Origin of the sequence: Caballeronia ptereochthonis, from assembly GCF_001545075.1 — a bacterium.
GTDB classification, from domain to species: domain Bacteria; phylum Pseudomonadota; class Gammaproteobacteria; order Burkholderiales; family Burkholderiaceae; genus Caballeronia; species Caballeronia ptereochthonis.
On the sequence record NZ_FCOB02000024.1, the window covers coordinates 25,423 to 51,290 of the forward strand.

Sequence of the window (25,868 nt, forward strand, 5' to 3'; positions counted from 1 at the left end):
CACGGTCGATGTGCCCAAAAATCAGGCAGCCTCGTCATCGGCGGTTGCAACCATCGCATTGATTAGGTATTCGGTCAAGTCTTCCGCCGGAACGTTCACTTGCTCGTTCTTTTGGCCGTCGGACGTTTCACCGCCAGAACGGCGCAGCGGCTTGACGCCGATCATGCCCTGCGCGAGCTCGTCCTCGCCGAGCACCACGGCAAACGCCGCGCCGCTCGCATCGGCCTTCTTCATCTGCGATTTGAAGCTGGCCGTCGTGCCGTCCGGGCTGCAATGCAGGATGACGTCGAGGCCCGTGTCGCGCAGGCGCTCGGCCACGATGAAGGCCTGCTCCGCCGCCGCCTCGCCCTGATGCACGACGTATACGTCCGTGCCCTCGGCTTCGGGCGCGAGCTGATCTTCCTTCAGCAGCTCGAGAATGCGTTCGACGCCCATCGCCCAGCCGCATGCGGCCGTCGGCTTGCCGCCGAGCTGCTCGATGAGCGGGTCGTAGCGCCCGCCGCCCGCGACCGTGCCTTGCGCGCCGAGCTTGTCGGTGACCCACTCGAACACGGTCAGGTTGTAGTAGTCGAGGCCGCGCACGAGCCGCGGGTTGATCGTGAAGGGAATGTTGTTCGCCTTGAGCAGACGCTGCACGCCTTCGAAATGCTTGCGCGATTCGTCGCCGAGAAAATCGACGAGCTTCGGCGCGTTCTGCGCGATCTCCTGCATCGCCGGATTCTTCGTATCGAGCACGCGCAGCGGGTTCGTATGGAGGCGGCGCTTCGCTTCCTCGTCGAGCGAATCGACGTGCTTCTCCAGATACGCGATCAGTTCCTTGCGATGCGCCGCGCGCTCGTCCGCCTGACCGAGCGAGTTCAGTTCGAGGCGGATGCCTGTGAGCCCGAGGTCGTCCCACAGACGCTGGCACATCATGATGATTTCGGCGTCCGTGTCCGGACCCGCGAAGCCGAGCGCCTCCACGCCCACCTGATGGAACTGGCGATAACGCCCGCGCTGCGGACGCTCGTGACGGAACATCGGGCCGATGTACCACAGGCGCTTCGGGCCGTCGTACAGCAGGTTGTGCTCGATAGTCGCGCGCACGACGGCCGCGGTGTTCTCCGGGCGCATCGTCAGATGCTCGCCGTTGAGCGCATCGGTGAAGCTGTACATTTCCTTCTCGACGATATCGGTCACTTCACCGATACCGCGCGTGAAGAGCTGCGTATGCTCGACGATCGGCGTGCGGATGTTCTGATAGCCGTACGCGCGCAGCATCGACTTGACGGTGGTTTCGAAGAAGTCCCACAACGCGGCATCCTGCGGCAGGATGTCGTTCATGCCCTTCACGCCGCTCAGCTTCTCGAGCCGTTTCTTCTGTTCAGTCATCTGTCTTTAAAGGGTTGCGGTGGACGTCTCTTCGCGCTTGCCGGCTTGTTGCCCGTACGTGCGCTCGACGTAGTCGCTGACGATTTGCTGGAATTCCTCGGCGATGCGCTCGCCGCGCAGCGTCTTCACCTTCACGCCGTCGATGAACACGGGCGCCGCCGGATTCTCGCCCGAGCCCGGCAGGCTGATGCCGATGTTCGCGTGCTTCGATTCACCCGGCCCGTTGACGATGCAGCCCATCACCGCGACGTGCATCTTTTCGACGCCGGGGTACCGGTCGCGCCAGTCAGGCATCGAGCGGCGCAGATAAGTCTGGATCTGCGACGCGAGCTCCTGGAACAGCGTGCTCGTCGTGCGGCCGCATCCGGGGCACGCGATGACCATCGGCGTGAACGAGCGCAGGCCCATCGTCTGCAGGATTTCCTGGCCGACGACGACTTCGCCCGTGCGCGCGCCGCCCGGTTCGGGCGTGAGCGAGATGCGAATGGTGTCGCCGATGCCTTCCTGCAACAGCACCGACAGCGCCGCCGTGGAGGCCACGATGCCCTTCGAGCCCATACCCGCTTCCGTCAAGCCGAGATGCAGCGCGAAGCTGCAGCGCTTCGCGAGCTCGCGATACACCGCGATCAGGTCCTGCACGCCGCTCACCTTGCACGACAGAATGATCTTGTCGCGGCCGAGACCAAGTTCGACAGCACGTTCCGCCGAGCCGATCGCCGATTGGATCAGCGCCTCGTACATCACGCTTTGCAATTCCCACGGGGTCGAGCGCGCGGCGTTCTCGTCCATCATGCGCGCGAGCAGGTCCTGATCGAGACTGCCCCAGTTCACGCCGATGCGCACGGGCTTGTCGTACTTGATCGCGGCTTCGATCATCTGCGCGAACTGCGTGTCGCGCTTCGCGCCCTGTCCGACGTTGCCCGGGTTGATGCGGTACTTCGACAGCGCTTCGGCGCAGCCCGGATAGTCGCGCAGCAGCAGATGGCCGTTGTAATGGAAGTCGCCGACGAGCGGCACGGTCACGCCCATGCGGTCGAGCTGCTCGCGGATATGCGGCACGGCGGCCGCCGCTTCCGGCGTGTTCACCGTGATGCGCACGAGCTCCGAACCGGCCTGCGCCAGTTCCTTGATCTGGATGGCGGTGCCGATCGCGTCGGCGGTGTCGGTGTTGGTCATCGACTGCACGCGCACGGGCGCGTCGCCGCCGATCGTCACGAGCTGGCCGCCCCAGCGCACGTCGACCGCATGCGAGGCGCGACGCTGCAACGGACCGCCGAAGACCGGCTCGGTCGAACAAATCTTGCTGCTGATCAGGGATTGAGCTTGGGATTGCATCGAAAAACCCTTTGGCAACCTGGGCGCCCTCGAGGCGGCGAGTTGCATGGTTGAAACTTCAAACGGGCGTCACGGCGTAAACCGCGACGCCCCTGAATCGTCCGTCGCGCACAGGATCAGTCGGCCTCGCGCCCTCAGGGCAACGAAAGACGCGCGACGTTTCCGCGTGCGGATGAATACCGCTTGGCGTCGACCGGTTCGTCATCGACCGACAGCGACTCGACGCCTTTCACGTTGCCGACAGTCACCTTGAACGGCGCCTCGCCTTCCACGCGCTGCGTGTTGCCGGCGCGCACGAGCCCGGAGTACAACTCCTTGCCGTCCTTGCCGCGCACGCTGAACCAGCTATCTTCCTTCACTTTCAATTCGACCGCGCTCGAGCCGCTGCCCGCCACGGCCGGCGCCGATGCTCCCGCCGCCACTGCCGCCACTGCCGCTGCCGACGCGGCCTTCGCCGCGGAAGCCGGCGCAGCGCCCGGGACCTGGACCGCGGAAAGCGTCGACGACGAGGCCGGCAGCGCGTTCGTGCCGAGCGGACGCGGCATCGGCTGCTCGCCGGGCGCGGCCGCCACTTCCGGCAGCGACGCTTCGCCGGTGTTCGCCGCAGCCGCTTCGTCAGGCGTCGCCACCGACGAAGCCGCGAGCGTTTCGTTCGATTCCGGCCTCGACGAGGTGCCCACACCCGTGCTCGCCTTCAGACGCGCGAGCCAGTTGCTCGAATCGCCGCCGGTGTGCCACATCACGAGCGCCACCAGCACGACGATGATCGCCAGGACACCCCACATCCACGAGCGCCGGCGGCCCGACGAATTGCCGAGCGGCACCGAGACGCGCCCGCGCGGCAGGCCCGCGCCCGCCGACGCCGGCACTTTCAGATTGACCTCGACACCGCCGCCCTCGCGCCGGAATGCCTGCGTGAAGGGCGCGGGATCCGCGCCGAGGATTTTCGCGTAGCTGCGCACGATGCCCGCCGCGAACGTGCGATCGGGCAACTGGCTGATATCGCCCGCTTCGAGCGCGAGCAGCTTCGCCGGCGACACCTTGAGGCGCGCGGAAACGTCGTCGATCGACCATGCTTTCGCCTGCCGGAGCTGCGCGAGACGCGCGCCGACAGCCTGAAGCGAGTCCAGGGACCCCAACTGGCTCGCATTCGATGCCGCCCCTTCCGCACCGGGCTGTCCGTCGTGACCGTCGGACCGGTTGCCGGTGTGACTGCCGAAAGGCGTCGGGTGTTGCGGCTCACTCATGCCAAATTCCTCGCATCGATTCTTTTATATGGCGCTGCCATATCGCCCGGTTCAAAAAACACCTGCACGATACAACTCCGGCACCATTGCAGACCGCTTTATAACAAAATGTTCGGCTTTAGGTGATTCCATGGGCCGCTTAAGGGGCATGGACTTGCGCCTGCCTTGCGACTATCGGCGGCCGTCAGACCGCACGCACGTCGATCACCTTGTTTCCCGCACGGCTCATGCGCTCCGCGAGACGCGTGCGGTCCTGCACGGCGCCCGCGAGCTGGCCGCACGCGGCGTCGATGTCGTCGCCGCGCGTCTTGCGCACGGTCGTCACGATGCCCGCGTCGATCAGCACTTGCGCGAAACGCTTGATCTGCTCGTTCTTCGAGCGCGTCAGCCCCGACTCCGGGAACGGATTGAACGGGATGAGGTTGAACTTGCACGGCACGTCGCGCGTCACGGCGAGCAGTTCGCGCGCGTGCGCCTCCGTGTCGTTCACGCCGTCGAGCATGCAATATTCGAACGTGATGAAATCGCGCGGCGCGACTTTCAGATAGCGCTGGCACGCCGCCATCAGTTCGCGCAGCGGGTACTTCTTGTTGAGCGGGACCAGCATGTCGCGCAACGGGTCGTTCGGCGCGTGCAGCGAGACCGCGAGCGCCACGGGCAGGTCCGCCGCGAGCCGGTCCATCATCGGCACCACGCCGGAGGTGGACAGCGTCACCCGCCGGCGCGACAGGCCGTAGGCGTTGTCGTCGAGCATCAGGCGCATGGCCGGCACGACGGCGTCGTAATTGAGCATCGGCTCGCCCATGCCCATCATCACCACGTTCGTGACGACGCGCTCGCCCTTGCCCGGACCGCCGACGTCGCGCCCGAGAGACTTGCGCAGCGCGAACTCCGCCATGCGCAACTGGCCGATGATCTCGCCCGTCGTCAGATTGCGTGAAAAGCCCTGCTTGCCGGTAGAACAAAAACGGCAGTTCACCGCGCACCCCGCCTGCGACGACACGCACAGCGTGCCGCGCGTCTCTTCGGGGATGAACACGGTCTCGACCGCGTTGCCGTTGCCGACGTCGATCAGCCACTTGCGGGTGCCGTCGGAGGAAACGTGATCGCTGATGATGTCGGGCATCGCCATGTTGGCGCGGCCCTTGAGTTTTTCGCGCAGCGATTTCGCGAGATCCGTCATGCCGTCGAAGTCTTCGGCGCCGTACTGATGGATCCAGCGCTGCAATTGCTTGGCGCGAAACGGCTTCTCGCCCAGGCTGTCGCAATACGCGACGAGCCCGGCGGCGTCGAGATCGAGAAGGTTGACGGTGGTGCTGCTCGTCATGTCGAGTCCTGCCATTTCAGATTGCGAAGTCCGGAGCATGATGTCCGGGACCGTTCGCGCCAATTCCTGCCTGTACTGCCGATGCGGCCATTCCTGCGTTGCGGCGCGATGCCCGCGACGGCCTTCGATGAGCCGGCGCGGCAATCAACGCTTCGATCAGCGCGAGTAGACGTTCACTTCCGGGAAGAAGAACGCGACTTCCTGGCGCGCCGTTTCCGGAGCGTCCGAGCCGTGCACGGCGTTTGCGTCGATGCTGTCGGCGAAGTCGGCGCGGATCGTGCCCTTGTCAGCCTTCTTCGGATCGGTCGCGCCCATCAGGTCGCGGTTCTTGGCGATCGCGTTCTCGCCTTCCAGCACTTGAATCACGACCGGGCCCGAAATCATGAATTCCACGAGGTCCTTGAAGAACGGACGCGCGGCGTGCACGGCGTAGAACTTTTCCGCGTCGGCGCGCGACAGATGAACCATGCGCGACGCAATGATCTTGAGACCTGCGTTCTCGAAACGGCTGTAGATCTGGCCGATAACGTTCTTTGCAACTGCATCCGGCTTAATAATCGACAGGGTGCGCTCGATCGCCATGAAAAACTCCAAAAAATGAACGGTTTACGGATTAAAACGAATCGACAATTGTAGCACGAAGCAAGGTATGATTGCGATTGAAACCTTACGTCGCCGTAAGAATCAAAGCCAGCGAGGACTTGACCGCAGCCATGCCGGAACCGACCTTTCGGGCTATTGAATTCGGCGCGCGTCGGGGCCATATTGGAGCCAAACGCCGCATTGCAACCCGAGGTGCGCGACGCGGACGATGCACCAACCTGGTCCTAATACTGGCTTAAGTCCGCGCACCTTATCATTCCTGTATGACGGATGTCGCGGGAAGACCGAACGACAGACAATTGGAGCAAGGAGAAACCATGAACGAATCACCCTACGGCTTTGGCCGCAACGGCAGCATCACCTCGGTCGAGGTGCGCAACCGCGTGCTGCGCAATACCTACTGGCTGCTGGCGCTCTCGATGGTGCCGACGGTGCTCGGCGCGTGGGTCGGCGTCGCGACGGGCTTCTCGCTGTTCGCGGCGTCCAGCCCGGCGATGAGCTTCATCGCCTTCCTCGCGATCGCGTTCGGCTTCATGTTCGCCATCGAGAAGACGAAGAACAGCGGGATCGGCGTCGCCGTCCTGCTCGGCTTCACGTTCTTCATGGGCCTGATGCTCTCGCGTCTGCTGAGCTTCATCCTCGGCTTCTCGAACGGCCCGCAGCTGATCATGATGGCGTTCGGCGGCACCGGCGTGATCTTCGCCGCCATGGCGACCATCGCGACGGTCAGCAAGCGCGATTTCTCGGGCCTCGGCAAGTTCCTGTTCATGGGCGTGATCGTCATTCTGCTGGCGGCATTCGCGAACATCTTCCTGCAACTGCCGGCGCTCATGCTGACGATCTCCGTGCTCGCCATCGTGATCTTCTCGGCGTACATGCTGTTCGACGTGCAGCGCGTGGTGAACGGCGGCGAGACGAATTACATCAGCGCGACGCTCGCGATCTATCTCGACCTGTACAACGTGTTCACGAACCTGCTGGCGCTGCTCGGCATTTTCGGCGGCAACCGGAACTGACCGGGTTTCACGCAACCGCAACAAAAAAACCGGCTTTCGAGCCGGTTTTTTTGCGACTGCAGAAAACGAAATCGCGTGTCAGCCGCGCTCGAACAAGGCGATCGATTCGACGTGCGACGTGTGGGGGAACATGTTCACCACACCCGCGCCCTTCATCCGGTAGCCGGCTTCGTGCACGAGCAGGCCCGCGTCGCGCGCGAGCGTCGCGGGATTGCACGACACGTAGACGATGCGCTTCGGCAGCGGCCCGTCGCCGCTTTGCGCGATGTCGGCGAGCGCCTTCGACACCGCGAGCGCGCCTTCGCGCGGCGGATCGATCAGGAACTTGTCGAAGTGGCCGAGCGCGCGCAGATCGTCGGCGGTGACTTCGAAGAGATTGCGGCACGCGAACGACACGTGTCCGTCGACGCCATTGGCCCGGGCGTTCTCCAGCGCGCGCGCGGTCAGCGCCTCGCTGCCTTCGATGCCCACCACTTCGCGCGACACCCGCGCGAGCGGCAACGTGAAGTTGCCGATCCCGCAGAACAGATCGAGCACGCGATCCGACTTCTCCGGCGCGAGCAGGCTGAGCGCCCGGCTCACCAGCACGCGATTGATCTGGTGATTCACCTGCGTGAAATCGGTCGGCTTGAAGGGCATGCGGATATCGAATTCCGGCAGCGTGTAAGCCAGCTCGCGATCGAGCGGATAGAACGGGTAGACCGTATCCGGACCTTTCGGCTGCAGCCAGAACTGCACGTCGTGCTCGTCGGCGAAAGCGCGGATCAGCGCCTCGTCGGCTTCGGTCAGCGGCTCGAGGATGCGCAGCACGAGCGCGGTGACTTCCGAACCCACCGCCAGCTCGATCTGCGGCATGCGATCGCGAATCGACAGCCTCGCCACCAGATGGCGCAGCGGCACGAGCATCGCCGACACGTGCGGCGGCAGCACTTCGCAGCTCGTCATGTCCGCGACATAGCTGCTCTTGCGCTCGTGAAAGCCCACCAGCACGCCGCCCTTCTTCTCGACATGCCGCACGGTCAGGCGCGCGCGATAGCGATATCCCCACGACGGCCCGTGAATCGGCCGGAACATGGTTTCCGCGCGCAGCTTCGACAGATGCTGCAGGTTGTCCTCGAGCACGCGCTGCTTCACGGCGATCTGCGCACGCACGTCGAGATGCTGCATCGAGCAGCCGCCGCATGTGCCGAAATACCGGCACTTCGGCTTCGTGCGGGTCACGCTCTCGCGCAGCACGCTCACCACCTGCGCCTGCTCGAAGCTCGGCTTCTTGCGAAAGCTCGAATAGCTCACTCGTTCGCCCGGCAGCGCGCCCTCGACGAAGATGACCTTGCCCGGCTCGCCGTCCTCGTTGACCGTGCGGCCGACGCCGCGCGCTTCCATGTCGAGCGAATCGATTTCGAGCTCGGGCGCGACGAAGGTCGGATCGAGCGTGACGGATTTCGCCGGCGCGGCACGGCGGCGATGCGGAGTTTTTCGAGCGGCTTCAGACACCTGCGTACTTCCTGGCTAACGAAATGGCGAAGGCGAGATTGTAGACGAACGTTACGCCTTCATTTGGCGAACGCCGCCAGATACTCGGCCCAATGCGGCGACGCTTCCTGCGCGAGCGCGTTCTTCACGAAGTTGATCTCGTCGGCGTACTCGTCGGGCGTGAGGCCGCCGCGCATCATCTGGAAACGGCAGTACATGAGATACGTGTTGACGACATCGGTCTCACAATAGTTGCGGATTTCGTCGATGTGACCGTCGCAATACGCTTCCCAGACCTTGCCGCCGTCCATGCCGAGCTTGCCGGGAAAGCCGCACAGCTTCGCGAGCGCATCGAGCGGCGCGTTGGCGCGCGCCTGATACATCGCGAGCACGTCCATCAGGTCGATGTGCCGCATGTGATAGCGGCTGATGTAATTGTTGAACTTGAACTCGCGATCTTCCTGGCCGAGATCCCAGTAGCGCGGCGCCGCGATGCCGTGCACCAGCGCACGGTAGTGGAGCACGGGCAGATCGAAGCCGCCGCCGTTCCATGAAACGAGCTGCGGCGTGTACTTCTCGATCACGCGATAGAACGACTGGATGAGCGCCGCCTCGCCGTCGTCCGGCGTGCCGAGCGAGCGCACGCGAAAGCCGTTGTTGTCACGAAACACGCAGGAGATCGCCGCCACGCGCTGCAGGTGATGCGGCAGAAAGTCGTTGCCGACGCGCTCGCGGCGCGCGGCGAACGCATGTTCGGCGACTTCGTGGTCGGAGAGATCGTCGGGCAAATCTTCGAGACGGCGAATGCCGTCGACATCGGGGATCGTCTCGATGTCGAAAACGAGAATCGGTGTCATTGAATCCTGGAACGCGACGCCCTCGCGGGCGCCGCTTCGTGCATGGGAGCGTTAAAGCACGGCGTCCTTGCGAACGCCGTTGGAGGCGAAAAAGCGCTTGAGCCGCACGAGCGCCTCCTGCTGGATCTGGCGCACGCGCTCGCGCGTGAGGCCCATTTCGTCGGCGAGCTCTTCGAGCGTCGCCGGTTCGATGTGGTTCAGCCCGAAGCGCCGTTCGATCACGTGCCGGTGCTTGTCGGACAGACGCGACAGCCACAGCCGCGTGAGCGATTCGAGCTCGCGGTGCTGCACTTCGGCATCGGGCGACTGGCTCTGATCGTCGGAAAGCAGATCGAGCAGGCTGCTGCCGGGATCGAGGTCGAGCGGCGCGTCGAGCGAAGCGGTGTGTTCGTTGAGCGCGAGGATGTCGGTGACTTCCTCGGGCGTCTTGCCGGTGAGATACGCGATGTCGTCGATGCTCGCATCGCGGCGCTCGGGCGCGACGGCGTCGTTCGAATTGGCGGAATTTCTTTCCAGATGCCGCTTGGCGCGCAACACCTGATTGAGTTCGCGGATCACATGCACCGGCAGGCGCACCGTGCGCGCCTGATTCATGATCGCGCGTTCGATGCTCTGGCGGATCCACCAGGTGGCGTAAGTCGAAAAACGAAAGCCGCGCGTCGGATCGAATTTCTCGATGGCGTGCATGAGCCCGAGATTGCCTTCCTCGATCAGATCGAGCAGCGGCACGCCGCGGTTCAGATATCCCTTCGCAATGCTCACGACGAGCCGCAGATTGCGCTCGATCATCACCTGGCGCGCCTCGAATTCGCCCGCCTTGGCGAGCCGCGAATAGCGCTGCTCTTCCTCGACGGTAAGCAGCGGCTTCACGCTGATGCGGTTCAGGTAATGCTGAATAGTATCGGCCGTGAGTTCGGCCTGCAAAAGCGAGCGGAAATCGTCGGCGTCCGGCGCGGAATCGTTTGCGCCTTCGCTCGCTTCTTCACCATCCTTGCCCCGACTGCCGCCTTCTTCGCCGGCATCGATTTCGACATCGACGTTCTCGATCTCGTCGTCATGGGTCGAAGCACCGTCTTCCACCGACACTTGCAAAGGTCGGCTGATCGTCTCAGTCTCGGCTTGCGGCAGGCGGCGCTTCGTTTTTGGCATGATGGTTTCGCTTTATTGCGGCGGCAAATACTTCAGTGGGTCAACAGGTTTTCCCTGCCGGCGAACTTCGAAATGCAACATCACGCGGTCCGAATCGCTGTTCCCCATCTCAGCGATCTTCTGCCCTTTAGTCACCGCGTCTCCCTCTTTTACCATCAAAGCGCGGTTGTGTGCATACGCCGTGAGAAAAGTTGCGTCGTGCTTGATGATAATGAGATTGCCGTAGCCGCGCAGTCCATTTCCGGAATAAACCACCCGGCCATCGGCCGACGCGTTGACCGCATCTCCCGCCGCGCCGCCGATGTTCAAACCCTTGTTCCTCGCTTCGTCGAAGGTGCCGAGAATCGGTCCGCGTGCCGGCCAGATGAATGCCGGCTGGCCGGCGGGCGCCGCCGCGCTCGTGTCCGCGCCCGGCACACCCGGTGCGCCCGGCACCGGGGCCATGCCCGGCGTCGCGCCCGGCGTTGCGCCCATGCCCGAGTTCGGACCGTAGTACGGCGGCTGCGTCGTCGCGCCCGGCTGCGGCGTCGCGTAGGCGTTCGCGCCGTTGAGCGGCTGCGCCTGCACGCCGCCGCCCGCGATCGGCGCGGTCGAGACGCCCGGCGTCGCCGCTGCGAGGTTCGCACCCGGAGGCGCCACGCGCATCAACTGGCCGACTTCGATCTGGTTCGGGTTGGTCAGGTTGTTCCACGCCGCAATGTCGTGATAATTCTGACCGTTTTCGAGTGCGATCCGATATAGGGTGTCGCCCGGTTTCACGCGGTAATAGCCGGGCGGCGGCGGACCGTTGTCCGGCGTCTGCGCCGCCGTCGTGCCGATGGGCGCGCCCGTTCTGTCGACGACCGGCGCCATGTCCATGCGCGTCGAACAGGCCGCCAGCACGGACAACGCAAGTACGCACGCGCCGCGCTGCGCCGCGCTCAGGCGTTGGTTCGCACTTTCTTCTCGCAAAGCACGCAAGATACTCATCGGTGTCAAATCACTCCGGATTTTAAGGGTACAAAGAAAACGCGATCGAGCTGCTCTTCCCGCCATTGCGTGGCCGAGACGCGCGTGACGAGCGTCAGCACCTGCGACTGCGCGGCCTGCGACCCGACAGGCGCTACGAGCCTGCCGCCCACCGCCAGCTGATCGAGCAGCGCCTGCGGCACGTCGAGTCCGGCGCACGCGATCACGATCGCGTCGAACGGCGCGGCCGCGGGCAAGCCGAGACGGCCGTCGCCGTAATGCAGCCGGATGTTCGGCACGCGCAGCGGCCGAAGATTGAGCTTCGCACGCTCGGATAGCGGGCGCACACGCTCGATCGAATAAACCTCTGTTGCGACTTGCGACAGCACCGCCGCCTGATAGCCGCAGCCGGTGCCGATTTCCAGCACCTTGCTCAATGCGCGGCCCGCCGCGACCAGCTCGATCATGCGCGCCACGACGGACGGCTTCGAGATGGTCTGATGATGGCCGATCGGCAGAGCGGCGTCTTCGTAAGCCTGCGCGGCGAGCCCCGGATCGACGAACATGTGGCGCGGCACGACCGACATCGCGTTGAGCACGCGCGGATCGGCCACGCCGTTCGACCGCAGCCGTTCGACCATGCGCTCGCGCACCCGTTCCGACGTGAGCGTCTGCGAGCTGGACAGCGCCACATTGGGCGCGCCCTTTCTCGCGGCGGTGGCGGCGGCGTTCAGGTCGCGCTCGGCGGGTCGCGCTGCGGCGCGCAATGCGCCGGTGCGCGGCGCATGAGACGCGTGATGCGTTTGCGCCGCGCTCTTGCTCGCGCCGGAAACCGGTTTCGTTGCGCCTGCCGCCGGCTTCGCACCGGAACGCGCGGGAAAAACGGAGGTGGCCGGTTTCGCGGACGCCGCCGCGGTCGCGGGATTCTTCATCGTCGCGTTCGCCGCGCGCGACGGACCCGGCTTCGCCGCTTGCGCCGGCTGCACCGCCGCAGACTTGAGCGCGACGGCGGCGGGTTTGCCGCGTGAATCATGCGCGCGGTTCGCGGGCTTGCGCGGCTCGCGAACCAGATCCGCGAGCGCCAGCGGGAAGCGCTTGGCGCGCTCGTCGGTCATGTGCGGCGGCTCCCCGCGCGCGCCCATTCGCGCGTCTCGGCCATGAGCTTCGTATGAGTCAGATCGAGCTGCAGCGGCGTGATCGACACGAAGCCGTTCGCCACCGCGTGGAAGTCGGTGCCTTCGCTCGCATCGAGCGCGTCGCCGGAAGGACCGATCCAGTAAATCGGATTGCCGCGCGGATCGGTCTGGCGGATGACCGGCTGCGAAGGATGGCGCTTGCCGAGGCGCGTCACTTTCCATTCGCCGAGCTGATCGTAAGGCAGGCTCGGGATGTTCACGTTGAGCAACGGATGCCCCGGCATCGGATGGTCGAGGAAATGCGCGACGATCTCGGCGGCCACCCGCGCCGCGTCTTCGAGATAAAGCCAGTCGCGGCCGACGAGCGAGAATGCGATCGCCGGAATGCCGAACATGAAGCCTTCGGTCGCGGCGGCGACCGTGCCGGAATACAGCGTGTCCTCGCCGACGTTCTGCCCGTTGTTGATGCCGGACACGACGAGATCCGGCTGCTGGTCGAGCATGCCCGTGAGCGCGATGTGCACGGAGTCGGTCGGCGTGCCGTTCACGAAGTTGAAGCCGTTCGGCGCCTGGTGAATGCTCAGGGGCCGCGACAGCGTAAGGGAGTTGGACGAGCCGCTGCAGTTCTGCTCCGGCGCCATCACCGTCACTTCGCCGAGCGGCTGCAGGGCGTCGTGCAGCACGTTGATGCCGCGCGCCAGATAACCGTCGTCGTTGCTGAGTAGGATTCGCATCCGACGATTGTAACCGAGGAAACATGGCGCGACGACGACTGGCAGGCTCGCCTCCGACGCCTTCCCTGCCCTACACTGAGGGCACTTCAAAGGAGACGACATGCGCGCCGTACGATGCAACGAACACGGATTGCCCGACACGCTTTCCATCGAAACGCTGCCCGACCTGCATCCGGAAGCGGGAGAGCTCGTCATCGACGTGAAAGCCGCGTCGGTGAACTTTCCCGACGTGCTCATCATCCAGAACAAATACCAGTTCAAGCCGCCGCTGCCGTTCACGCCGGGCGCCGAGTTCGCGGGCATCGTGCGCGAAGTGGGCGCGGGCGTCACGCGCTTCGCGCCGGGCATGCGCGTGGCAGCCTACACGGCGCAAGGCGCCTTCGCGGAACAGGCGTGCGCGAAGGCGGCGGATTGCATCGTGCTGCCCGATGACGTCGATCTCGCCGACGCCGCCGCGTTCACGCTTGCGTACGGCACGTCCTACCACGCGCTCGTCGATCGCGGCGCGTTGAAGGCGGGCGACACGCTGCTCGTGCTCGGCGCGGCGGGCGGCGTCGGGCTCGCGGCGATTCAGATCGGCAAGATCGTGGGCGCGCGCGTGATCGCGGCGGCGTCGAGCGCGGAGAAGCTCGCTTTCTGCCGCGAGCATGGCGCGGATGAGACCATCGACTACGCGAAAGAGGATTTGCGCGAGCGCATCAAGGCGCTGACGGGCGGAGACGGCCCGGATGTCATTTTTGATCCGGTCGGCGGCGCGTATGCGGAGCCGGCGTTTCGCAGCATCGGCTGGCGCGGGCGATATCTCGTCGTCGGCTTCGCCAATGGCGAAATCCCGAAGCTGCCGCTCAATCTCGCGCTCCTGAAAGGCGCCAGCATCGTCGGCGTATTCTGGGGCGGTCACATGCAGCGCGAGCATGCGCTCGCCGACCAGGAATTCGCGACCATGGTCGACTGGATGAAGGCAGGCAAGCTGCGGCCGGTCGTCACGAAACGCTACGCGCTCGAAGACACGCCGCAGGCGCTCGACGACATGATGAATCGTCGCGTGACGGGGAAGATCGTGATCGAGATGTGAGCAGGTCGAGGGCGGCGCCGGCGCGATCGTCCTTGCGCGTGACAGCCTACAGTTTTTCCGTTTCCCCGCTCTTGGGCTGCCACTTCATGAGCCGCCGCTCGACCAGCGCGACGAGCCCGTCGAGCACGAGCGCGAAGGCCGTGAGCACGAGAATGCCGGCGAACACCGTGTTGATGTCGAACGTGCCTTCCGCCTGCAGGATCAGATAGCCGACGCCGCGCGCCGAGCCGAGATATTCGCCGACCACCGAGCCGACGAACGCAAGCCCCACCGACGTGTGCAGGCTCGAAAACACCCAGCTCGTCGCGCTCGGCAGATAGACGTGCCGCAGCAGTTGCTTGCGGTTCGCACCGAGCATGCGCGCGTTGGCGAGCACGACCGGGCTCACTTCCTTCACGCCCTGATAGACGTTGAAGAACACGATGAAGAACACGAGCGTGACGCCGAGCGCGACCTTCGACCAGATGCCGAGGCCGAACCAGACCGCGAAGATCGGCGCGAGAATCACGCGCGGCATCGAGTTGGCGGCCTTGATGTAGGGATCGAGAAGCGCGCTGGTCATCGGCGCGAGCGCGAGCCACAGTCCCACGCCGAGGCCGAACACGGTGCCGATGACGAACGCCAGCACCGTTTCGATCAGCGTCACCCACAGGTGGATGTAAATCTCGCCGCCCGTGAACCACTCCCAGATGCGCACGAGCACCTTCTGCGGCTCACCGAAGAAGAAGGCGGCCTTGTTGGCGTCGTCGAAATAGAAGGGCGGCAGGAGCGTCGGGCTCGTCAGCACGTACCACAGCGCGAAGCACGCCAGCAGCAACAGCCATTGCCACACGATGAGATTCGCGCGATTCGGGCGCAGCTTGTTCCACATGATCGTATTGTCTTATTCGGCGGCGGCGGGCTTCAGCTGCTGCTGATAGCCCTTGAGCACTTCTTCTCGCAAGACGCCCCAGATCTGCGCATGCAGCTCGACGAAGCGCGGATGCGAGCGGATCTCGGCGACGTCGCGCGGACGCGGCAGGTCGATCGCGAATTCGCCGATCGGATGCGTGCCCGGCCCCGCCGACAGCACGACGACGCGATCGGACATCGAGATCGCCTCGTCCAGATCGTGCGTGATGAAGAGCACGGCCTTGCGCTTCGCGGCCCACAGGTCGAGCAGCTCGTTTTCCATCAGCTGACGCGTTTGAATATCCAGCGCGGAGAACGGCTCGTCCATCAGGATGATGTCCGGATCGAGGATGAGCGTCTGCGCCATTGCGACGCGCTTTCGCATGCCGCCCGACAGCTGATGCGGATAGCGATCGCCGAAGCCGCCGAGACCCACGCGCTTCAGCCACGCCTCGCCGCGCGCATCGGCTTCGTGCTTCGGCACGCCCTGGAACGCGAGGCCGGCCGTCACGTTGTCGAGCGCGGAGCGCCAAGGCATCAGGCCATCCGCCTGGAACATGTAGCCCGCGCGCCGGTTGATGCCCTTCAGCTCGTCGCCGAAGACCTTCACCGAGCCCGACGAAGGCTCGAGCAGTCCCGCCGACACGTTGAGCAGCGTGGACTTGCCGCAGCCGGTCGGCCCGACCACCGACACGAATTCGCCCGGCGCGATCGTGAGGCTCGTATTGCGGACCGCGGTATAGCGGTCGCGACGATTCTCGCGCGAGGCGAACGTGCAGGTGACGTCCTCCAGCGCAAGCGCGTGCTTCGATGGCGCGCTCATCGATCAGGCCTTGACGGTGGCGAGCGCCTTCTTCACGAAGTCGTTGGTCCAGGTCTTCGAGAGATCGATCGGCTTGCCCTTCACGGTCTCGTCGAAGGCCTGCAGCGTCTTGAGCGAAGTCGCGGGACCATCCGCCGGCATCAGGCCGTCCGGCGACAGCGCTTCCTTCACGTGCTGCCACGAATCCAGATAGAGGGCGCGGTCGCCGAGCAGATAACTTTCCGGCACGGTCGCGATCAGGTCCTTGCCCGATGCGGTCTGCAGCCACTTCAGCGCGCGCACCATCGCGTTGGTGAGCGCCTGGGTCGTGTTCGGGTTCTTCGTGATGAAGCTCTGCGATGCGTACAGGCACCCCGCCGGCATGTTGCCGCCGAACACGGCCTTGGTGTCCGTGAGCGTGCGCGTGTCCGACACGATGCGGATGTCGCCCGCGCGGTCGAGCTTGGTCATCACCGGATCGAGATTGGCGATCGCGTCGATCTGGCCGGATTGCAGCGCGGCGATCGCACCGGCTCCCGCGCCCACGCCGATGAAGGACACATCGGTCGCCTTCAGTCCCGCCTGCGCGAGCACGAAGCTCGCCATGATCGAGGTCGACGAGCCCGGCGCGGTCACGCCGATCTTCTTGCCCTTCAGGTCCGCGACCGACTTGTAGTTCGGCATCGCCTTCTTCGACACGGCCAGCACGATCTGCGGTGCGCGGCCCTGCAGCACGAACTCGCGGAAGTACTGATTCTTGGCCTGCAGAAGCAGCGTGTGCTCAAACGCGCCGGACACGACGTCCGCGCTGCCGCCGACCGCCGCCTGCAACGCCTTCGCGCCGCCCGCGAAATCGGCGATCTCGACCTCGAGCCCTTCGTCCTTGAAGTAGTTGCGGCGCTCGGCGATGGTGAGCGGCAGGTAGTAGAAAAGATTCTTGCCGCCGACCGCGATCGACACCTTGGCCTGTTCCGGCTTGTTCTGCGCAAACGCGAGCGGCATGCCCGACCAAGCACCACCCGCGAGCACGGCGCCGCTCGCGATGAACGTTCTGCGTTTCATCGTTGTCTGTCTCCTGGATTTATCGTTTTCAGCGCTGTTCCGGCTCGAGGTTCAGATCACCTTGGCCGCCCGCAGCCGCGCGATATCGTCGGCATCATACCCGAGCGTTTGAAGTACTTCATCCGTGTGTTCACCGAGTTGGGGCCCGAGCCAGCGCGTTTCGCCCGGCGTTTCCGACAGTTTCGGCGTGACGTTCGGCAAGGTGATTTCGCGGCCGTCCTGCCACGGAAAGCGTTGCAGCATCTGGCGCGCGATGAACTGCGGATCGGTGAACATGTCGGCGACGCTGTAGATGCGCCCTGCCGGCACGTCGGCGGCGTTGAGCACGGCGAGCGCCTCGTCGATGCTGCGCGTCGAGAGCCACGCGGCGATGGCGTCGTCGATTTCCTGCGTGCGCGGCACGCGGCCGTCGTTCGAGGCGAGCGCGGGATCGTCGGCGAGGTCCGCGCGGTCGATCGCGTTCATCAGGCGCTTGAAGATCGGATCGCTGTTGCCGCCGATCACGATGCTGCCGTCGCGGCACGGATACGTGTTCGACGGCACGATGCCCGGCAGCGACGCGCCCGTGCGCTCGCGCACGAGGCCATACACGCCGTATTCGGGCACGACGCTCTCCATCATGTTGAACACGGCCTCATACAGCGCGACATCGACCACCTGCCCCCTGCCGCCGTTCACCTGCCGGTGATGCAGCGCCATCAGCGCGCCGATCACGCCGTGCAGCGCCGCAATGGAGTCGCCGATCGAAATGCCGATGCGCGGCGGCGGCAGATCCGGATAACCGGTGATATGACGCAGGCCGCCCATCGATTCGGCGATCGCGCCGAAGCCCGGGCGATCGCGATACGGGCCGGTCTGCCCATAACCCGAGAGCCGCACCATCACGAGCCCCGGGTTCTGCGCGGACAGCACTTCATAGCCGAGCCCGAGCTTTTCGAGCAAGCCGGGCCGGAAGTTCTCGATGACGATATCGGCTTCCTTCGCGAGCCGCCGCACGATCTCCTTGCCCTCTTCGGCCTTGAGATTGACGGTCACCGATTTCTTGTTGCGCGCCTGCACCGCCCACCAGAGCGACGTGCCGCCGACTTCGGGATAGAGCTTGCGCCACTTGCGCAGCGGGTCGCCGCCGCTGGGGTCTTCGATCTTGATGACGTCGGCGCCGAATTCGCCCATGAAACGCGCGGCGAACGGCCCGGCGATGAGCGTGCCCAGTTCCAGCACCTTGACGCCGGCAAGCGGCCCCGTCGATGCGCTCATGTCTTGTCTCCTCCGTGTTTTTGTTTGCGGGCGTCAGAGCGGAATGTCGAGCGGCTTGAAGCGCGGCGTGCCATCGGCGAGCGTTTCGTTGAACATCGCGGCGGGACGCACCCACAGGCCGCGCTCGTGCGGCCACAGATGCTCGTAGACGATCATCGCTTCCTCTGTTTCAGAGTGCCGCGCGACGCCGATCACGCGATACAGGCCGCCCTTGTAATGACGATGCGTCGCGAGCGCGAGGGCTTCGGTTTCTGTCATCGGTTCTTTCCTGGAGATTGACGCGCTCAGACCGAGCGGCGATCGAGCATCGCGCGCGCGATCGTGCCCGCGTCAACGTATTCGAGCTCCCCGCCGACCGGCACGCCGCGCGCGAGCCGCGTGACCTTCAGCCCTTTCGACTTGAGCGTCTGCGCGAGATAGTGCGCGGTCGCCTCGCCCTCGTTCGTGAAGTTGGTGGCGAGCACCACTTCCTTCACCACGCCGTCGAGCGCGCGGCCGATGAGCCGCTCGAAGTGAATTTCCTTCGGACCGATGCCGTCGAGCGGGCTCAACCGCCCCATCAGCACGAAGTAGAGCCCGCGGTACGTGAGCGTCTGCTCGAGCATGATCTGATCGGCCGGCGTCTCCACGACGCACAGAAGCGCCGGGTCGCGCTCCTCGTCCTGGCAGACTTCGCAGACGTCCGCCTCGGTGAAGGTGTTGCACTTCGCGCAGTGTTTCAGATGCTCCGTCGCGAAGAGGAGCGATTGTCCGAGCTTCTCGGCGCCCGCGCGGTCATGCTGCATCAGGTGATACGCCATGCGCTGCGCCGATTTCGGTCCGACGCCGGGCAGCGCGCGCAGCGCCTCGACGAGCGCCGACAGGGCGGAAGGTTGTTTCATGTGTCCTCGTGGGCGCACCGAAGCGCCGCGCTTCGGTGCGCGTGATCAAAACGGCAGCTTGAAGCCGGGCGGCATCGGCATGCCGGCCGTCATGCCGCTCATCTTTTCCTGCGTGGTGGCCTCGGCCTTGCGCACGGCGTCGTTGAACGCGGCGGCGACCAGGTCTTCGAGCATGTCCTTGTCGTCGGCGAGCAAGCTCGGGTCGATCTGCACGCGGCGCACGTCGTTCTTGCAGGTCATCGTCACCTTCACGAGACCGGCGCCGGACTGGCCCTCGACCTCGATCTGCGCGAGCTGGTCCTGCATCTTCTTCATGTTTTCCTGCATCTGCTGAGCCTGTTTCATCAGCCCGGCGAGTTGGTTCTTCATCATGGTTCGGCTCCTTCCTGGAAAACGTGAGGCGGGCGAGCGCGCGGCTGGCGCGTGCGCTCGGTATTCAGTGTGGATGCACGGCGCCGAAACACGCGCCGCGCGCTTCAATTCACGACGGATTCGTGCCCGATGCGGAAATCGGCCTGATCGAACCCTGCACGATGCTCGCGCCGAAGTCGCGGATCAGCGACTGCACGAACGGATCCTGCTTGATCTCCTGCTCGGCCTCCTGCTGGCGCTGCGCGCGCTCGGCGGCGTCGAGCGCTGCGGCGGTACGGCGCGCGGGCCCGACGTTGACGTTGACTTCGACCGCGCGGCCGAGTTTCTCGGCGAGCGCCGCCTTGAGCTTCGCGACGTGCGAGCTTTCGGCGTACATCTGCACCGGCACGGCGAGCGTGATGGAATTGCCGTCGCAGGCGGTCAGCTCGCTGTTGAACGCAAGCTGGTAGGCGACGCCCTTCAACGGCAGATCGACGGCGAGCGCAGGCCATTCACCTTCGACGCCGAGCGCATCGAGCGGCACCGCGGGCGGAAGCGGAGTCGTGTCGATTTTCGGCTGCGGCGCAGGCCTTGCCGAGGACTCGCCGCCGGCGAAGCGCATGTCGTCGGGGCCGCTGTCGAAGGCGGGCACGAAGCCGTCGTCGGGCGGCGCGAAGTATTCGTCTTCCGATCCCGGCGGCGGATAGTCGTCGGACGGCATGTCTTCCCACGGCGGGACGACGTTCGACTTGCGCTCCCCGGCGGCAGCGGGCTTCGGTTCGGACGCGCCTGACGCGGCGGGCGCGGCCGGCGCGCGGCGCGGCGCAGGCACCTGGACCTGCACCGCGGGTTTTGCGGCTGGCTTGGGCGCGGCGGGCGCGGCCGTTTGCGCAGCGGGCGCACCGCGTGCGCCCCGCTCGGACGACAGACGCATGCCCGCGCTGCGCAGGACTTCGAGCGCCGCCCTCGCACCGCTTCCCGCGCGCGGCACCACGGCTTCGGGTTCCGGGGCGCGCGATGCGGCGGGCGCGGCTTCGTCGGCGGCCTGTCGTGCGGCGCTCGGCACCGGCGCGGGCTTGCTCGCGATCGGCTCGCTCGCTTCGACCGAAGCGGCGGGCTTCGCCGCGAGGGGATTCGCGCTTTCGGCAACGGATTCTACGGGCGCGCGCGGCTTTGCCTCGACGATCACCGTCTCGGCTTCGGATGCTATGGATGTTTCGGATGCTTCGGATGCAGGCGTAACGGCCTTCGCCACGGGCGCCGGCGCCGGCATAACCGCACGCTCGACCGTCGCCCCGGCGAGCGCCGCGCTTCGCGCAGCCTTCGCACCGGAAGGCGCGCCGACCGCGACGCCGCCACCGCCCGGCCCACCCGCGGGCTCGAACGCGAGCATGCGCAGGAGCGTCATCGTGAAGCCGGCGTATTCGTCCGGCGCGAGACCGAGTTCGCTGCGCCCGACGGTTGCGATTTGATAGAACAGTTGCACCTGCTCGGCGGAAAGCGTCTCGGCGAAGCGGCGGATGTCCGCGGCTTCCGGCCATTCGTCCAGCACCGACGAAGGCGCGAACTGCGCCCACGCGATCCGGTGCAGCAGGCTCGCGAGATCCTGCAATGCCGTCGAGAACGACAGGCTGCGCAGCGCCATTTCATCGGCGATCGAGAGCACGAGCTCGCCATCGCCGGCGGCGAGCGCATCGACGAGACGGATCAGGTAGCGCTGATCGAGCGCGCCGAGCATGCCGCGCACGGCGTCCTCGGTGACTTCGTTGGCCGAATAGGCGATCGCCTGATCGGTCAGGGAGAGCGCATCGCGCATGCTGCCGTCCGCCGCGCGCGACAGAAGGCGCAGCGCCTGCGGCTCGAACACGATGCGCTCGTCGCGAAGAATGTTCTCCAGATGCGACACGATGTGCCCCGCCGGCATCTGCTTCAGATTGAACTGCAGGCAGCGCGAGAGCACGGTGACGGGAATCTTCTGCGGATCGGTCGTCGCGAGGATGAACTTCACATGCGGCGGCGGCTCCTCCAGCGTCTTCAACATCGCGTTGAAGGCGTGATTCGTGAGCATGTGCACTTCGTCGATCATATAGACCTTGAAGCGCGCATCGACGGGTGCATACACGGCGCGCTCGAGCAGCGCCGCCATTTCGTCGACGCCGCGATTGCTCGCCGCGTCCATTTCGACATAGTCGACGAAACGGCCCTCGTCGATTTCCCGGCACGCGCGGCACACGCCGCACGGCTTCGAGGTCACGCCGGTTTCACAATTGAGCGCCTTCGCGAAGATGCGCGAGAGCGTCGTCTTGCCGACGCCGCGCGTGCCCGTGAAAAGATAGGCGTGGTGCAGGCGGCCGCCGTCGAGCGCGTGCGTGAGCGCACGGACGACGTGCTCCTGGCCGACGAGCGACTCGAACGATTTCGGCCGCCATTTGCGTGCGAGAACTTGATAGGTCATGCGCGAAATTGTATCAGCAACGACCTGGCGCAAACGCCGTTCCAAAAGGGCGTCGACGTGCCTGGACACAGTGCTCGTGTGCCATGCGGACGCACGGAATCACCGCACCCGAACACACCCGAATGGCGCGCGACGACACAGCAGATTGACTAGGGGAAAACGCGGAAGGAAAGCAGGAGGAAAAGCGGAAGGTGACGAGCCCGACCCTCGGCACTGGTGGAAAGCGGCTGTGGCTGCTTCGTTCCCGACCTGACCAGGTTGACCGCGCCACCATGCGAGGAGGCCCGTCACGTCGAATTGTATCACGCGGCCCGGCGCTCCCGGAAGGCTTCGATGAAGCGCGTGCGCCGCTCGCTCCGTGCGCCCGCACCGGGCACTCGAGCGCCCTCTTGTACTTGGTGCTTTCGCCCTCAGATCGGCCCTATCAGCACCCGGCAACGGATAGCAAAGTAGGCTAAGATGACATGTGAATTACCCGCAAGTGACGCCCGGTGGTGCATTCGGGCCCCTTCGCGGATCATTTGCCGCCGGTCGCGAGTCGTTCTGGCGCACGGCATGCGGGGTTACCCCCGCCCGTTGGCGACGAAGTTCTTTTCAGTTTTGGTGTATCGTGGCGAGCATTCAAACGCGGGCCTCGAATCAATAGAGGTATTCAGACAATGAGCGAATCAATCAAGCACATCAGCGACGCTTCTTTCGAACAGGATGTCGTCAAGTCGGATAAACCTGTCCTGCTCGATTTCTGGGCCGAATGGTGTGGTCCGTGCAAAATGATTGCCCCGATCCTCGACGAAGTCGCGAAGGATTACGGCGATCGCCTGCAGATCGCGAAGATCAACGTGGACGAGCATCAGTCGACGCCGGTGAAGTTCGGCGTGCGCGGCATTCCCACGCTGATCCTCTTCAAGAACGGCGCGGTCGCCGCGCAGAAGGTCGGCGCGCTGTCCAAGTCGCAACTGACCGCGTTCCTCGACAGCAACCTGTAACGGCATCATCGGCGGGCGCCGGCATCCTTCGGCGCCCGGTTCGGGCATCGGCAACGCGATAACAGCGCAACTCCAGTGCGGCCGATGTTGTCGCACGACAACATCGGCCGAACAGCCCCGCCCAAGCCCACCCGAGGCGCATGCGGCGTGTGCTATGCTAGTATTACAAGAGTTCAAGAAGTATTAAGTCTCGAGCGGTTCCGCTCACCTCTTCTCCCAAATCTTTCTGTCGCACCTCTTCTCCCCGGCGGGAAATCCGTATGCATTTATCCGAGCTCAAGTCTCAGCACGTGTCTGCACTGATCGAGATGGCCAATGGCCTCGAGATCGAAAATGCGAACCGCCTGCGCAAGCAGGAATTGATGTTCGCGATTCTTAAAAAGCGCGCCAAGGCTGGCGACACGATTTTCGGCGACGGCACCCTCGAAGTGCTGCCCGATGGCTTCGGCTTCCTGCGCTCGCCCGAGACCTCGTATCTCGCGAGTACGGACGACATCTACATCAGCCCGTCGCAAATCCGCCGCTTCAATCTGCACACCGGCGACACGATCGAAGGCGAAGTGCGCACGCCGAAGGACGGCGAGCGTTACTTCGCGCTCGTGAAGGTGGACAAAGTCAACGGGCAGCCGCCCGAGGCCTCGAAACACAAGATCATGTTCGAGAACCTCACGCCGCTGCATCCGAACAAGCCGCTGCCGCTCGAGCGCGAAATGCGCGGCGAGGAAAACGTGACGGGCCGGATCATCGACATGATCTCGCCGATCGGCAAGGGCCAGCGCGGCCTGCTCGTCGCCTCGCCGAAATCGGGCAAGACCGTGATGCTTCAGCACATCGCGCATGCGATCAAGCAGAACCATCCCGACATCGTGCTGTTCGTCCTGCTGATCGACGAACGTCCTGAGGAAGTGACGGAAATGCAGCGCTCGGTGGCGGGCGAAGTGATCGCCTCGACCTTCGACGAACCCGCCGCGCGTCACGTGCAGGTGGCCGAAATGGTCATCGAGAAGGCGAAGCGCCTCGTCGAAATGAAGCACGACGTCGTGATCCTGCTCGACTCCATCACGCGTCTCGCGCGCGCCTACAACACGGTCGTGCCGGCTTCGGGCAAGGTGCTGACGGGCGGTGTCGACGCCAACGCGCTGCAGCGTCCGAAGCGCTTCTTCGGCGCGGCGCGCAACATCGAGGAAGGCGGCTCGCTCACGATCATCGGTACGGCGCTGATCGAAACCGGCAGCCGCATGGACGACGTCATCTACGAAGAGTTCAAGGGCACCGGCAACATGGAAGTGCACCTGGAACGCCGTCTCGCCGAAAAGCGCGTCTATCCGTCCATCAATCTGAACAAGTCGGGCACGCGCCGCGAGGAACTGCTCATCAAGCCGGACCTGCTGCAGAAGGTCTGGGTGCTGCGCAAGTTCATCCACGACATGGACGAGGTCGAGGCGATGGAATTCCTGCTCGACAAGATCCGTCAGACGAAGAACAACGCCGAGTTCTTCGACATGATGCGCCGCGGCGGAGGCTGATCCGCTTCTCGTCCGACGCACGAAGAAACCGCCTGCACCGTCAGGCGGTTTTTTTCGCGCCGCGTTTGCACTTCTTCACGATTGCGGCGCCCGTCGTCCGTACAATCCGGTCTGTTCCCGTGATTCGACCCACCGATGGCCAACCTCTTTTCCCGCTGGTTCGGCGCTCAACGGCGCGAGCGCGCGCTGCGCAAGTACGCAATCGACGACGCGCTGTGGCGAAGCACGCTCGACGCATACCCTTTCTTCCGCCATCTGAGCGCGGCCGATCTCGTGCGTCTGCGGGAGATCGCGAGCCTGTTCATCGCGCAGAAGGAATTCTCGACGGCGCACGAGCTCGAATTGACCGACGCGATGATCGCCTCCATTGCCGCGCAGGCGTGCCTGCCGGTGCTCAATCTCGACCTCGATCTCTATCGCGGCTGGGTGGGCGTGATTGTCTATCCGGGCGAGTTCATCATCAGAAAGACGGTCGAGGACGAGGACGGCGTCGTGCACGAGATCGAGCACGACGCGAGCGGCGAGGCATGGGAAGGCGGCCCGGTCGTGCTCTCGTGGGAGGACGCGCAGATGGCCGACGGCTCGGACGCCTACAACGTCGTGATCCACGAGTTCGCGCACAAGATCGACATGGTGACGGGCGAGGCGGACGGTCATCCGCCGCTCTATCGCCGCTGGCATGCGCCGCTCGATTCCACCGCCTGGGCCGATATCTTCGACAATGCCTACGACCAGTTCTGCGCGCGCGTGGATGCCGTGCCGGAGCGCCGCTGGAGCCGTTTCGAGCGCGAATCGCTCATCGACCCGTACGCCGCGGACCACCCGTCCGAGTTCTTCGCCGTGTGCAGCGAAGCCCTCTTCGTCACGCCGCAGGCGTTCGAATCCGAATATCCCGAGCTGTACCGGCTGCTCGCGCGCTATTACCGGCAAGATCCGGCGGGCGTCGGCGCGCTCGTCGTGCAAGGTGCGCCAGAACCTTCGAAAAAGATGTCAACCGACTGATTTTCTGGCATAATCGCCGTTTTTCGACCCTAGGCAAGTGACTCGCGCAGGTCAAAAGACGCGCCGCAGCGGGTTGGCTACCGCCAGATACCAGGAAAGACCATGAAACAAGGCATTCACCCGGATTACCGCGAAGTCCTGTTCGTCGACATGTCGAACGACTTCAGGTTCGTGACCCGCTCGACCATCCAGACGCGCGAAACCGCCGAATTCAACGGCAAGACCTACCCGCTCGCGAAGATCGAAGTGTCGTCGGAATCGCACCCGTTCTACACCGGCCAGCAGAAGATCATGGACACGGCGGGCCGCGTCGAGAAGTTCAACAACAAGTTCGCGCGCTTCTCCACCAAGAAGTAAGTCGGACTTCACGGCCGGAGTTTTGCC

The 25,868-nt window shown here is 64.8% G+C and carries 25 protein-coding genes and 1 other RNA gene; 6 read left to right on the forward strand and 20 right to left on the reverse strand.

The features are described from left to right. Positions 1 to 21: 21 nt before the first annotated feature. From hisS to ndk, 5 genes are all read right to left on the reverse strand, one after another. Positions 22 to 1,371, reverse strand: coding sequence for a histidine--tRNA ligase (gene hisS / locus AWB83_RS23960; RefSeq protein WP_087048111.1), 1,350 nt, complete (start codon positions 1,369 to 1,371; stop codon positions 22 to 24). Between the two features lie 6 nt (positions 1,372 to 1,377). Further along, the gene (gene ispG, locus AWB83_RS23965) at positions 1,378 to 2,706 is read right to left on the reverse strand and encodes a flavodoxin-dependent (E)-4-hydroxy-3-methylbut-2-enyl-diphosphate synthase (RefSeq protein ID WP_087048112.1); all 1,329 of its coding nucleotides are present in this window, start codon (positions 2,704 to 2,706) and stop codon (positions 1,378 to 1,380) included. A 134-nt stretch (positions 2,707 to 2,840) separates the two neighbouring features. Beyond that, a complete protein-coding gene (locus AWB83_RS23970; protein WP_087048113.1) occupies positions 2,841 to 3,953 on the reverse strand; it encodes a RodZ domain-containing protein in 1,113 nt (370 codons plus the stop codon). Between the two features lie 184 nt (positions 3,954 to 4,137). Further along, a complete protein-coding gene (gene rlmN / locus AWB83_RS23975; protein ID WP_087048181.1) occupies positions 4,138 to 5,280 on the reverse strand; it encodes a dual-specificity RNA methyltransferase RlmN in 1,143 nt (380 codons plus the stop codon). A gap of 156 nt (positions 5,281 to 5,436) precedes the next feature. Continuing rightward, complete coding sequence (gene ndk, locus AWB83_RS23980) at positions 5,437 to 5,862, reverse strand: nucleoside-diphosphate kinase (protein ID WP_087048114.1); 426 nt, start codon at positions 5,860 to 5,862, stop codon at positions 5,437 to 5,439. Between the two features lie 338 nt (positions 5,863 to 6,200). Between ndk and AWB83_RS23985 the strand changes: the two genes are divergently transcribed. Next, the gene (locus AWB83_RS23985) at positions 6,201 to 6,899 is read left to right on the forward strand and encodes a Bax inhibitor-1/YccA family protein (RefSeq protein ID WP_087048115.1); all 699 of its coding nucleotides are present in this window, start codon (positions 6,201 to 6,203) and stop codon (positions 6,897 to 6,899) included. Positions 6,900 to 6,977: 78 nt separating this feature from the next. On the opposite strand, the gene rlmD is transcribed toward AWB83_RS23985, so the two are convergent. From rlmD to surE, 6 genes are all read right to left on the reverse strand, one after another. Further along, entirely contained in the window at positions 6,978 to 8,282 is a 1,305-nt protein-coding gene (rlmD, locus tag AWB83_RS23990; protein WP_244197865.1) for a 23S rRNA (uracil(1939)-C(5))-methyltransferase RlmD, read from the reverse strand. A gap of 170 nt (positions 8,283 to 8,452) precedes the next feature. Beyond that, on the reverse strand, positions 8,453 to 9,229 hold the full coding sequence (locus AWB83_RS23995) for a 3'-5' exonuclease (RefSeq protein ID WP_087048117.1): 777 nt from the start codon (positions 9,227 to 9,229) through the stop codon (positions 8,453 to 8,455). A 51-nt stretch (positions 9,230 to 9,280) separates the two neighbouring features. After that, the gene (gene rpoS / locus AWB83_RS24000; protein ID WP_087048118.1) at positions 9,281 to 10,378 is read right to left on the reverse strand and encodes an RNA polymerase sigma factor RpoS; all 1,098 of its coding nucleotides are present in this window, start codon (positions 10,376 to 10,378) and stop codon (positions 9,281 to 9,283) included. 12 nt (positions 10,379 to 10,390) lie between these two features. After that, the gene (locus AWB83_RS24005) at positions 10,391 to 11,347 is read right to left on the reverse strand and encodes a peptidoglycan DD-metalloendopeptidase family protein (RefSeq protein ID WP_087048119.1); all 957 of its coding nucleotides are present in this window, start codon (positions 11,345 to 11,347) and stop codon (positions 10,391 to 10,393) included. A gap of 5 nt (positions 11,348 to 11,352) precedes the next feature. Next, positions 11,353 to 12,468, reverse strand: coding sequence for a protein-L-isoaspartate(D-aspartate) O-methyltransferase (locus tag AWB83_RS24010; protein WP_374729134.1), 1,116 nt, complete (start codon positions 12,466 to 12,468; stop codon positions 11,353 to 11,355). Continuing rightward, on the reverse strand, positions 12,438 to 13,196 hold the full coding sequence (gene surE / locus AWB83_RS24015; RefSeq protein WP_087048120.1) for a 5'/3'-nucleotidase SurE: 759 nt from the start codon (positions 13,194 to 13,196) through the stop codon (positions 12,438 to 12,440). The genes AWB83_RS24010 and surE overlap by 31 nt, the downstream gene beginning before the upstream one ends. A gap of 100 nt (positions 13,197 to 13,296) precedes the next feature. Between surE and AWB83_RS24020 the strand changes: the two genes are divergently transcribed. After that, entirely contained in the window at positions 13,297 to 14,271 is a 975-nt protein-coding gene (locus tag AWB83_RS24020; RefSeq protein WP_087048121.1) for an NADPH:quinone oxidoreductase family protein, read from the forward strand. 46 nt (positions 14,272 to 14,317) lie between these two features. Here the strand turns inward: AWB83_RS24020 and AWB83_RS24025 are convergent, their stop codons facing one another. From AWB83_RS24025 to ffs, 9 genes are all read right to left on the reverse strand, one after another. Then, positions 14,318 to 15,142 (reverse strand): ABC transporter permease, encoded by an 825-nt coding sequence (locus tag AWB83_RS24025; RefSeq protein WP_087048122.1) that lies wholly within the window; start codon positions 15,140 to 15,142, stop codon positions 14,318 to 14,320. Positions 15,143 to 15,154: 12 nt separating this feature from the next. Next, a complete protein-coding gene (locus tag AWB83_RS24030; RefSeq protein WP_087048123.1) occupies positions 15,155 to 15,985 on the reverse strand; it encodes an ABC transporter ATP-binding protein in 831 nt (276 codons plus the stop codon). A 3-nt stretch (positions 15,986 to 15,988) separates the two neighbouring features. Then, positions 15,989 to 17,026 carry an ABC transporter substrate-binding protein gene (locus AWB83_RS24035; RefSeq protein ID WP_087048124.1) on the reverse strand — a complete coding sequence of 346 codons (1,038 nt, stop codon included), beginning with the start codon at positions 17,024 to 17,026 and terminating at the stop codon, positions 15,989 to 15,991. Between the two features lie 51 nt (positions 17,027 to 17,077). Continuing rightward, the gene (locus AWB83_RS24040) at positions 17,078 to 18,283 is read right to left on the reverse strand and encodes a CaiB/BaiF CoA transferase family protein (RefSeq protein WP_087048125.1); all 1,206 of its coding nucleotides are present in this window, start codon (positions 18,281 to 18,283) and stop codon (positions 17,078 to 17,080) included. 33 nt (positions 18,284 to 18,316) lie between these two features. Continuing rightward, entirely contained in the window at positions 18,317 to 18,541 is a 225-nt protein-coding gene (locus AWB83_RS24045) for a DUF1653 domain-containing protein (RefSeq protein ID WP_034473750.1), read from the reverse strand. 26 nt (positions 18,542 to 18,567) lie between these two features. Continuing rightward, positions 18,568 to 19,164 carry a recombination mediator RecR gene (recR, locus tag AWB83_RS24050; RefSeq protein WP_087048126.1) on the reverse strand — a complete coding sequence of 199 codons (597 nt, stop codon included), beginning with the start codon at positions 19,162 to 19,164 and terminating at the stop codon, positions 18,568 to 18,570. 45 nt (positions 19,165 to 19,209) lie between these two features. Further along, on the reverse strand, positions 19,210 to 19,536 hold the full coding sequence (locus AWB83_RS24055; RefSeq protein ID WP_008349334.1) for a YbaB/EbfC family nucleoid-associated protein: 327 nt from the start codon (positions 19,534 to 19,536) through the stop codon (positions 19,210 to 19,212). A gap of 109 nt (positions 19,537 to 19,645) precedes the next feature. Then, positions 19,646 to 21,970, reverse strand: a complete 2,325-nt coding sequence (dnaX, locus tag AWB83_RS24060; protein WP_087048127.1) for a DNA polymerase III subunit gamma/tau — start codon at positions 21,968 to 21,970, stop codon at positions 19,646 to 19,648. Positions 21,971 to 22,160: 190 nt separating this feature from the next. Next, an RNA gene (gene ffs, locus AWB83_RS24065) (signal recognition particle sRNA small type) lies at positions 22,161 to 22,259 on the reverse strand. 370 nt (positions 22,260 to 22,629) lie between these two features. Between ffs and trxA the strand changes: the two genes are divergently transcribed. From trxA to AWB83_RS24085, 4 genes are all read left to right on the forward strand, one after another. Further along, positions 22,630 to 22,956 (forward strand): thioredoxin TrxA, encoded by a 327-nt coding sequence (trxA, locus tag AWB83_RS24070; RefSeq protein ID WP_008349330.1) that lies wholly within the window; start codon positions 22,630 to 22,632, stop codon positions 22,954 to 22,956. A 260-nt stretch (positions 22,957 to 23,216) separates the two neighbouring features. Beyond that, positions 23,217 to 24,482: a transcription termination factor Rho gene (rho, locus tag AWB83_RS24075; protein ID WP_044041376.1), complete on the forward strand. Its 1,266-nt coding sequence runs from the start codon at positions 23,217 to 23,219 to the stop codon at positions 24,480 to 24,482. A 135-nt stretch (positions 24,483 to 24,617) separates the two neighbouring features. After that, the gene (locus tag AWB83_RS24080) at positions 24,618 to 25,484 is read left to right on the forward strand and encodes a M90 family metallopeptidase (RefSeq protein ID WP_087048128.1); all 867 of its coding nucleotides are present in this window, start codon (positions 24,618 to 24,620) and stop codon (positions 25,482 to 25,484) included. Positions 25,485 to 25,586: 102 nt separating this feature from the next. Then, positions 25,587 to 25,841: a type B 50S ribosomal protein L31 gene (locus tag AWB83_RS24085; protein ID WP_014191633.1), complete on the forward strand. Its 255-nt coding sequence runs from the start codon at positions 25,587 to 25,589 to the stop codon at positions 25,839 to 25,841. Positions 25,842 to 25,868 lie beyond the last annotated feature (27 nt).

Coding starts and splice junctions, on each gene's coding strand:
- hisS (WP_087048111.1), bottom strand. CDS start 1,371: ATGACTGAACAGAAGAAACGGCTCGAGAAGCTGAGCGGCGTGAAGGGC.
- ispG (WP_087048112.1), bottom strand. CDS start 2,706: ATGCAATCCCAAGCTCAATCCCTGATCAGCAGCAAGATTTGTTCGACC.
- AWB83_RS23970 (WP_087048113.1), bottom strand. CDS start 3,953: ATGAGTGAGCCGCAACACCCGACGCCTTTCGGCAGTCACACCGGCAAC.
- rlmN (WP_087048181.1), bottom strand. CDS start 5,280: ATGACGAGCAGCACCACCGTCAACCTTCTCGATCTCGACGCCGCCGGG.
- ndk (WP_087048114.1), bottom strand. CDS start 5,862: ATGGCGATCGAGCGCACCCTGTCGATTATTAAGCCGGATGCAGTTGCA.
- AWB83_RS23985 (WP_087048115.1), top strand. CDS start 6,201: ATGAACGAATCACCCTACGGCTTTGGCCGCAACGGCAGCATCACCTCG.
- rlmD (WP_244197865.1), bottom strand. CDS start 8,282: ATGGAAGCGCGCGGCGTCGGCCGCACGGTCAACGAGGACGGCGAGCCG.
- AWB83_RS23995 (WP_087048117.1), bottom strand. CDS start 9,229: ATGACACCGATTCTCGTTTTCGACATCGAGACGATCCCCGATGTCGAC.
- rpoS (WP_087048118.1), bottom strand. CDS start 10,378: ATGCCAAAAACGAAGCGCCGCCTGCCGCAAGCCGAGACTGAGACGATC.
- AWB83_RS24005 (WP_087048119.1), bottom strand. CDS start 11,347: ATGAGTATCTTGCGTGCTTTGCGAGAAGAAAGTGCGAACCAACGCCTG.
- AWB83_RS24010 (WP_374729134.1), bottom strand. CDS start 12,468: ATGGGCGCGCGCGGGGAGCCGCCGCACATGACCGACGAGCGCGCCAAG.
- surE (WP_087048120.1), bottom strand. CDS start 13,196: ATGCGAATCCTACTCAGCAACGACGACGGTTATCTGGCGCGCGGCATC.
- AWB83_RS24020 (WP_087048121.1), top strand. CDS start 13,297: ATGCGCGCCGTACGATGCAACGAACACGGATTGCCCGACACGCTTTCC.
- AWB83_RS24025 (WP_087048122.1), bottom strand. CDS start 15,142: ATGTGGAACAAGCTGCGCCCGAATCGCGCGAATCTCATCGTGTGGCAA.
- AWB83_RS24030 (WP_087048123.1), bottom strand. CDS start 15,985: ATGAGCGCGCCATCGAAGCACGCGCTTGCGCTGGAGGACGTCACCTGC.
- AWB83_RS24035 (WP_087048124.1), bottom strand. CDS start 17,026: ATGAAACGCAGAACGTTCATCGCGAGCGGCGCCGTGCTCGCGGGTGGT.
- AWB83_RS24040 (WP_087048125.1), bottom strand. CDS start 18,283: ATGAGCGCATCGACGGGGCCGCTTGCCGGCGTCAAGGTGCTGGAACTG.
- AWB83_RS24045 (WP_034473750.1), bottom strand. CDS start 18,541: ATGACAGAAACCGAAGCCCTCGCGCTCGCGACGCATCGTCATTACAAG.
- recR (WP_087048126.1), bottom strand. CDS start 19,164: ATGAAACAACCTTCCGCCCTGTCGGCGCTCGTCGAGGCGCTGCGCGCG.
- AWB83_RS24055 (WP_008349334.1), bottom strand. CDS start 19,536: ATGATGAAGAACCAACTCGCCGGGCTGATGAAACAGGCTCAGCAGATG.
- dnaX (WP_087048127.1), bottom strand. CDS start 21,970: ATGACCTATCAAGTTCTCGCACGCAAATGGCGGCCGAAATCGTTCGAG.
- trxA (WP_008349330.1), top strand. CDS start 22,630: ATGAGCGAATCAATCAAGCACATCAGCGACGCTTCTTTCGAACAGGAT.
- rho (WP_044041376.1), top strand. CDS start 23,217: ATGCATTTATCCGAGCTCAAGTCTCAGCACGTGTCTGCACTGATCGAG.
- AWB83_RS24080 (WP_087048128.1), top strand. CDS start 24,618: ATGGCCAACCTCTTTTCCCGCTGGTTCGGCGCTCAACGGCGCGAGCGC.
- AWB83_RS24085 (WP_014191633.1), top strand. CDS start 25,587: ATGAAACAAGGCATTCACCCGGATTACCGCGAAGTCCTGTTCGTCGAC.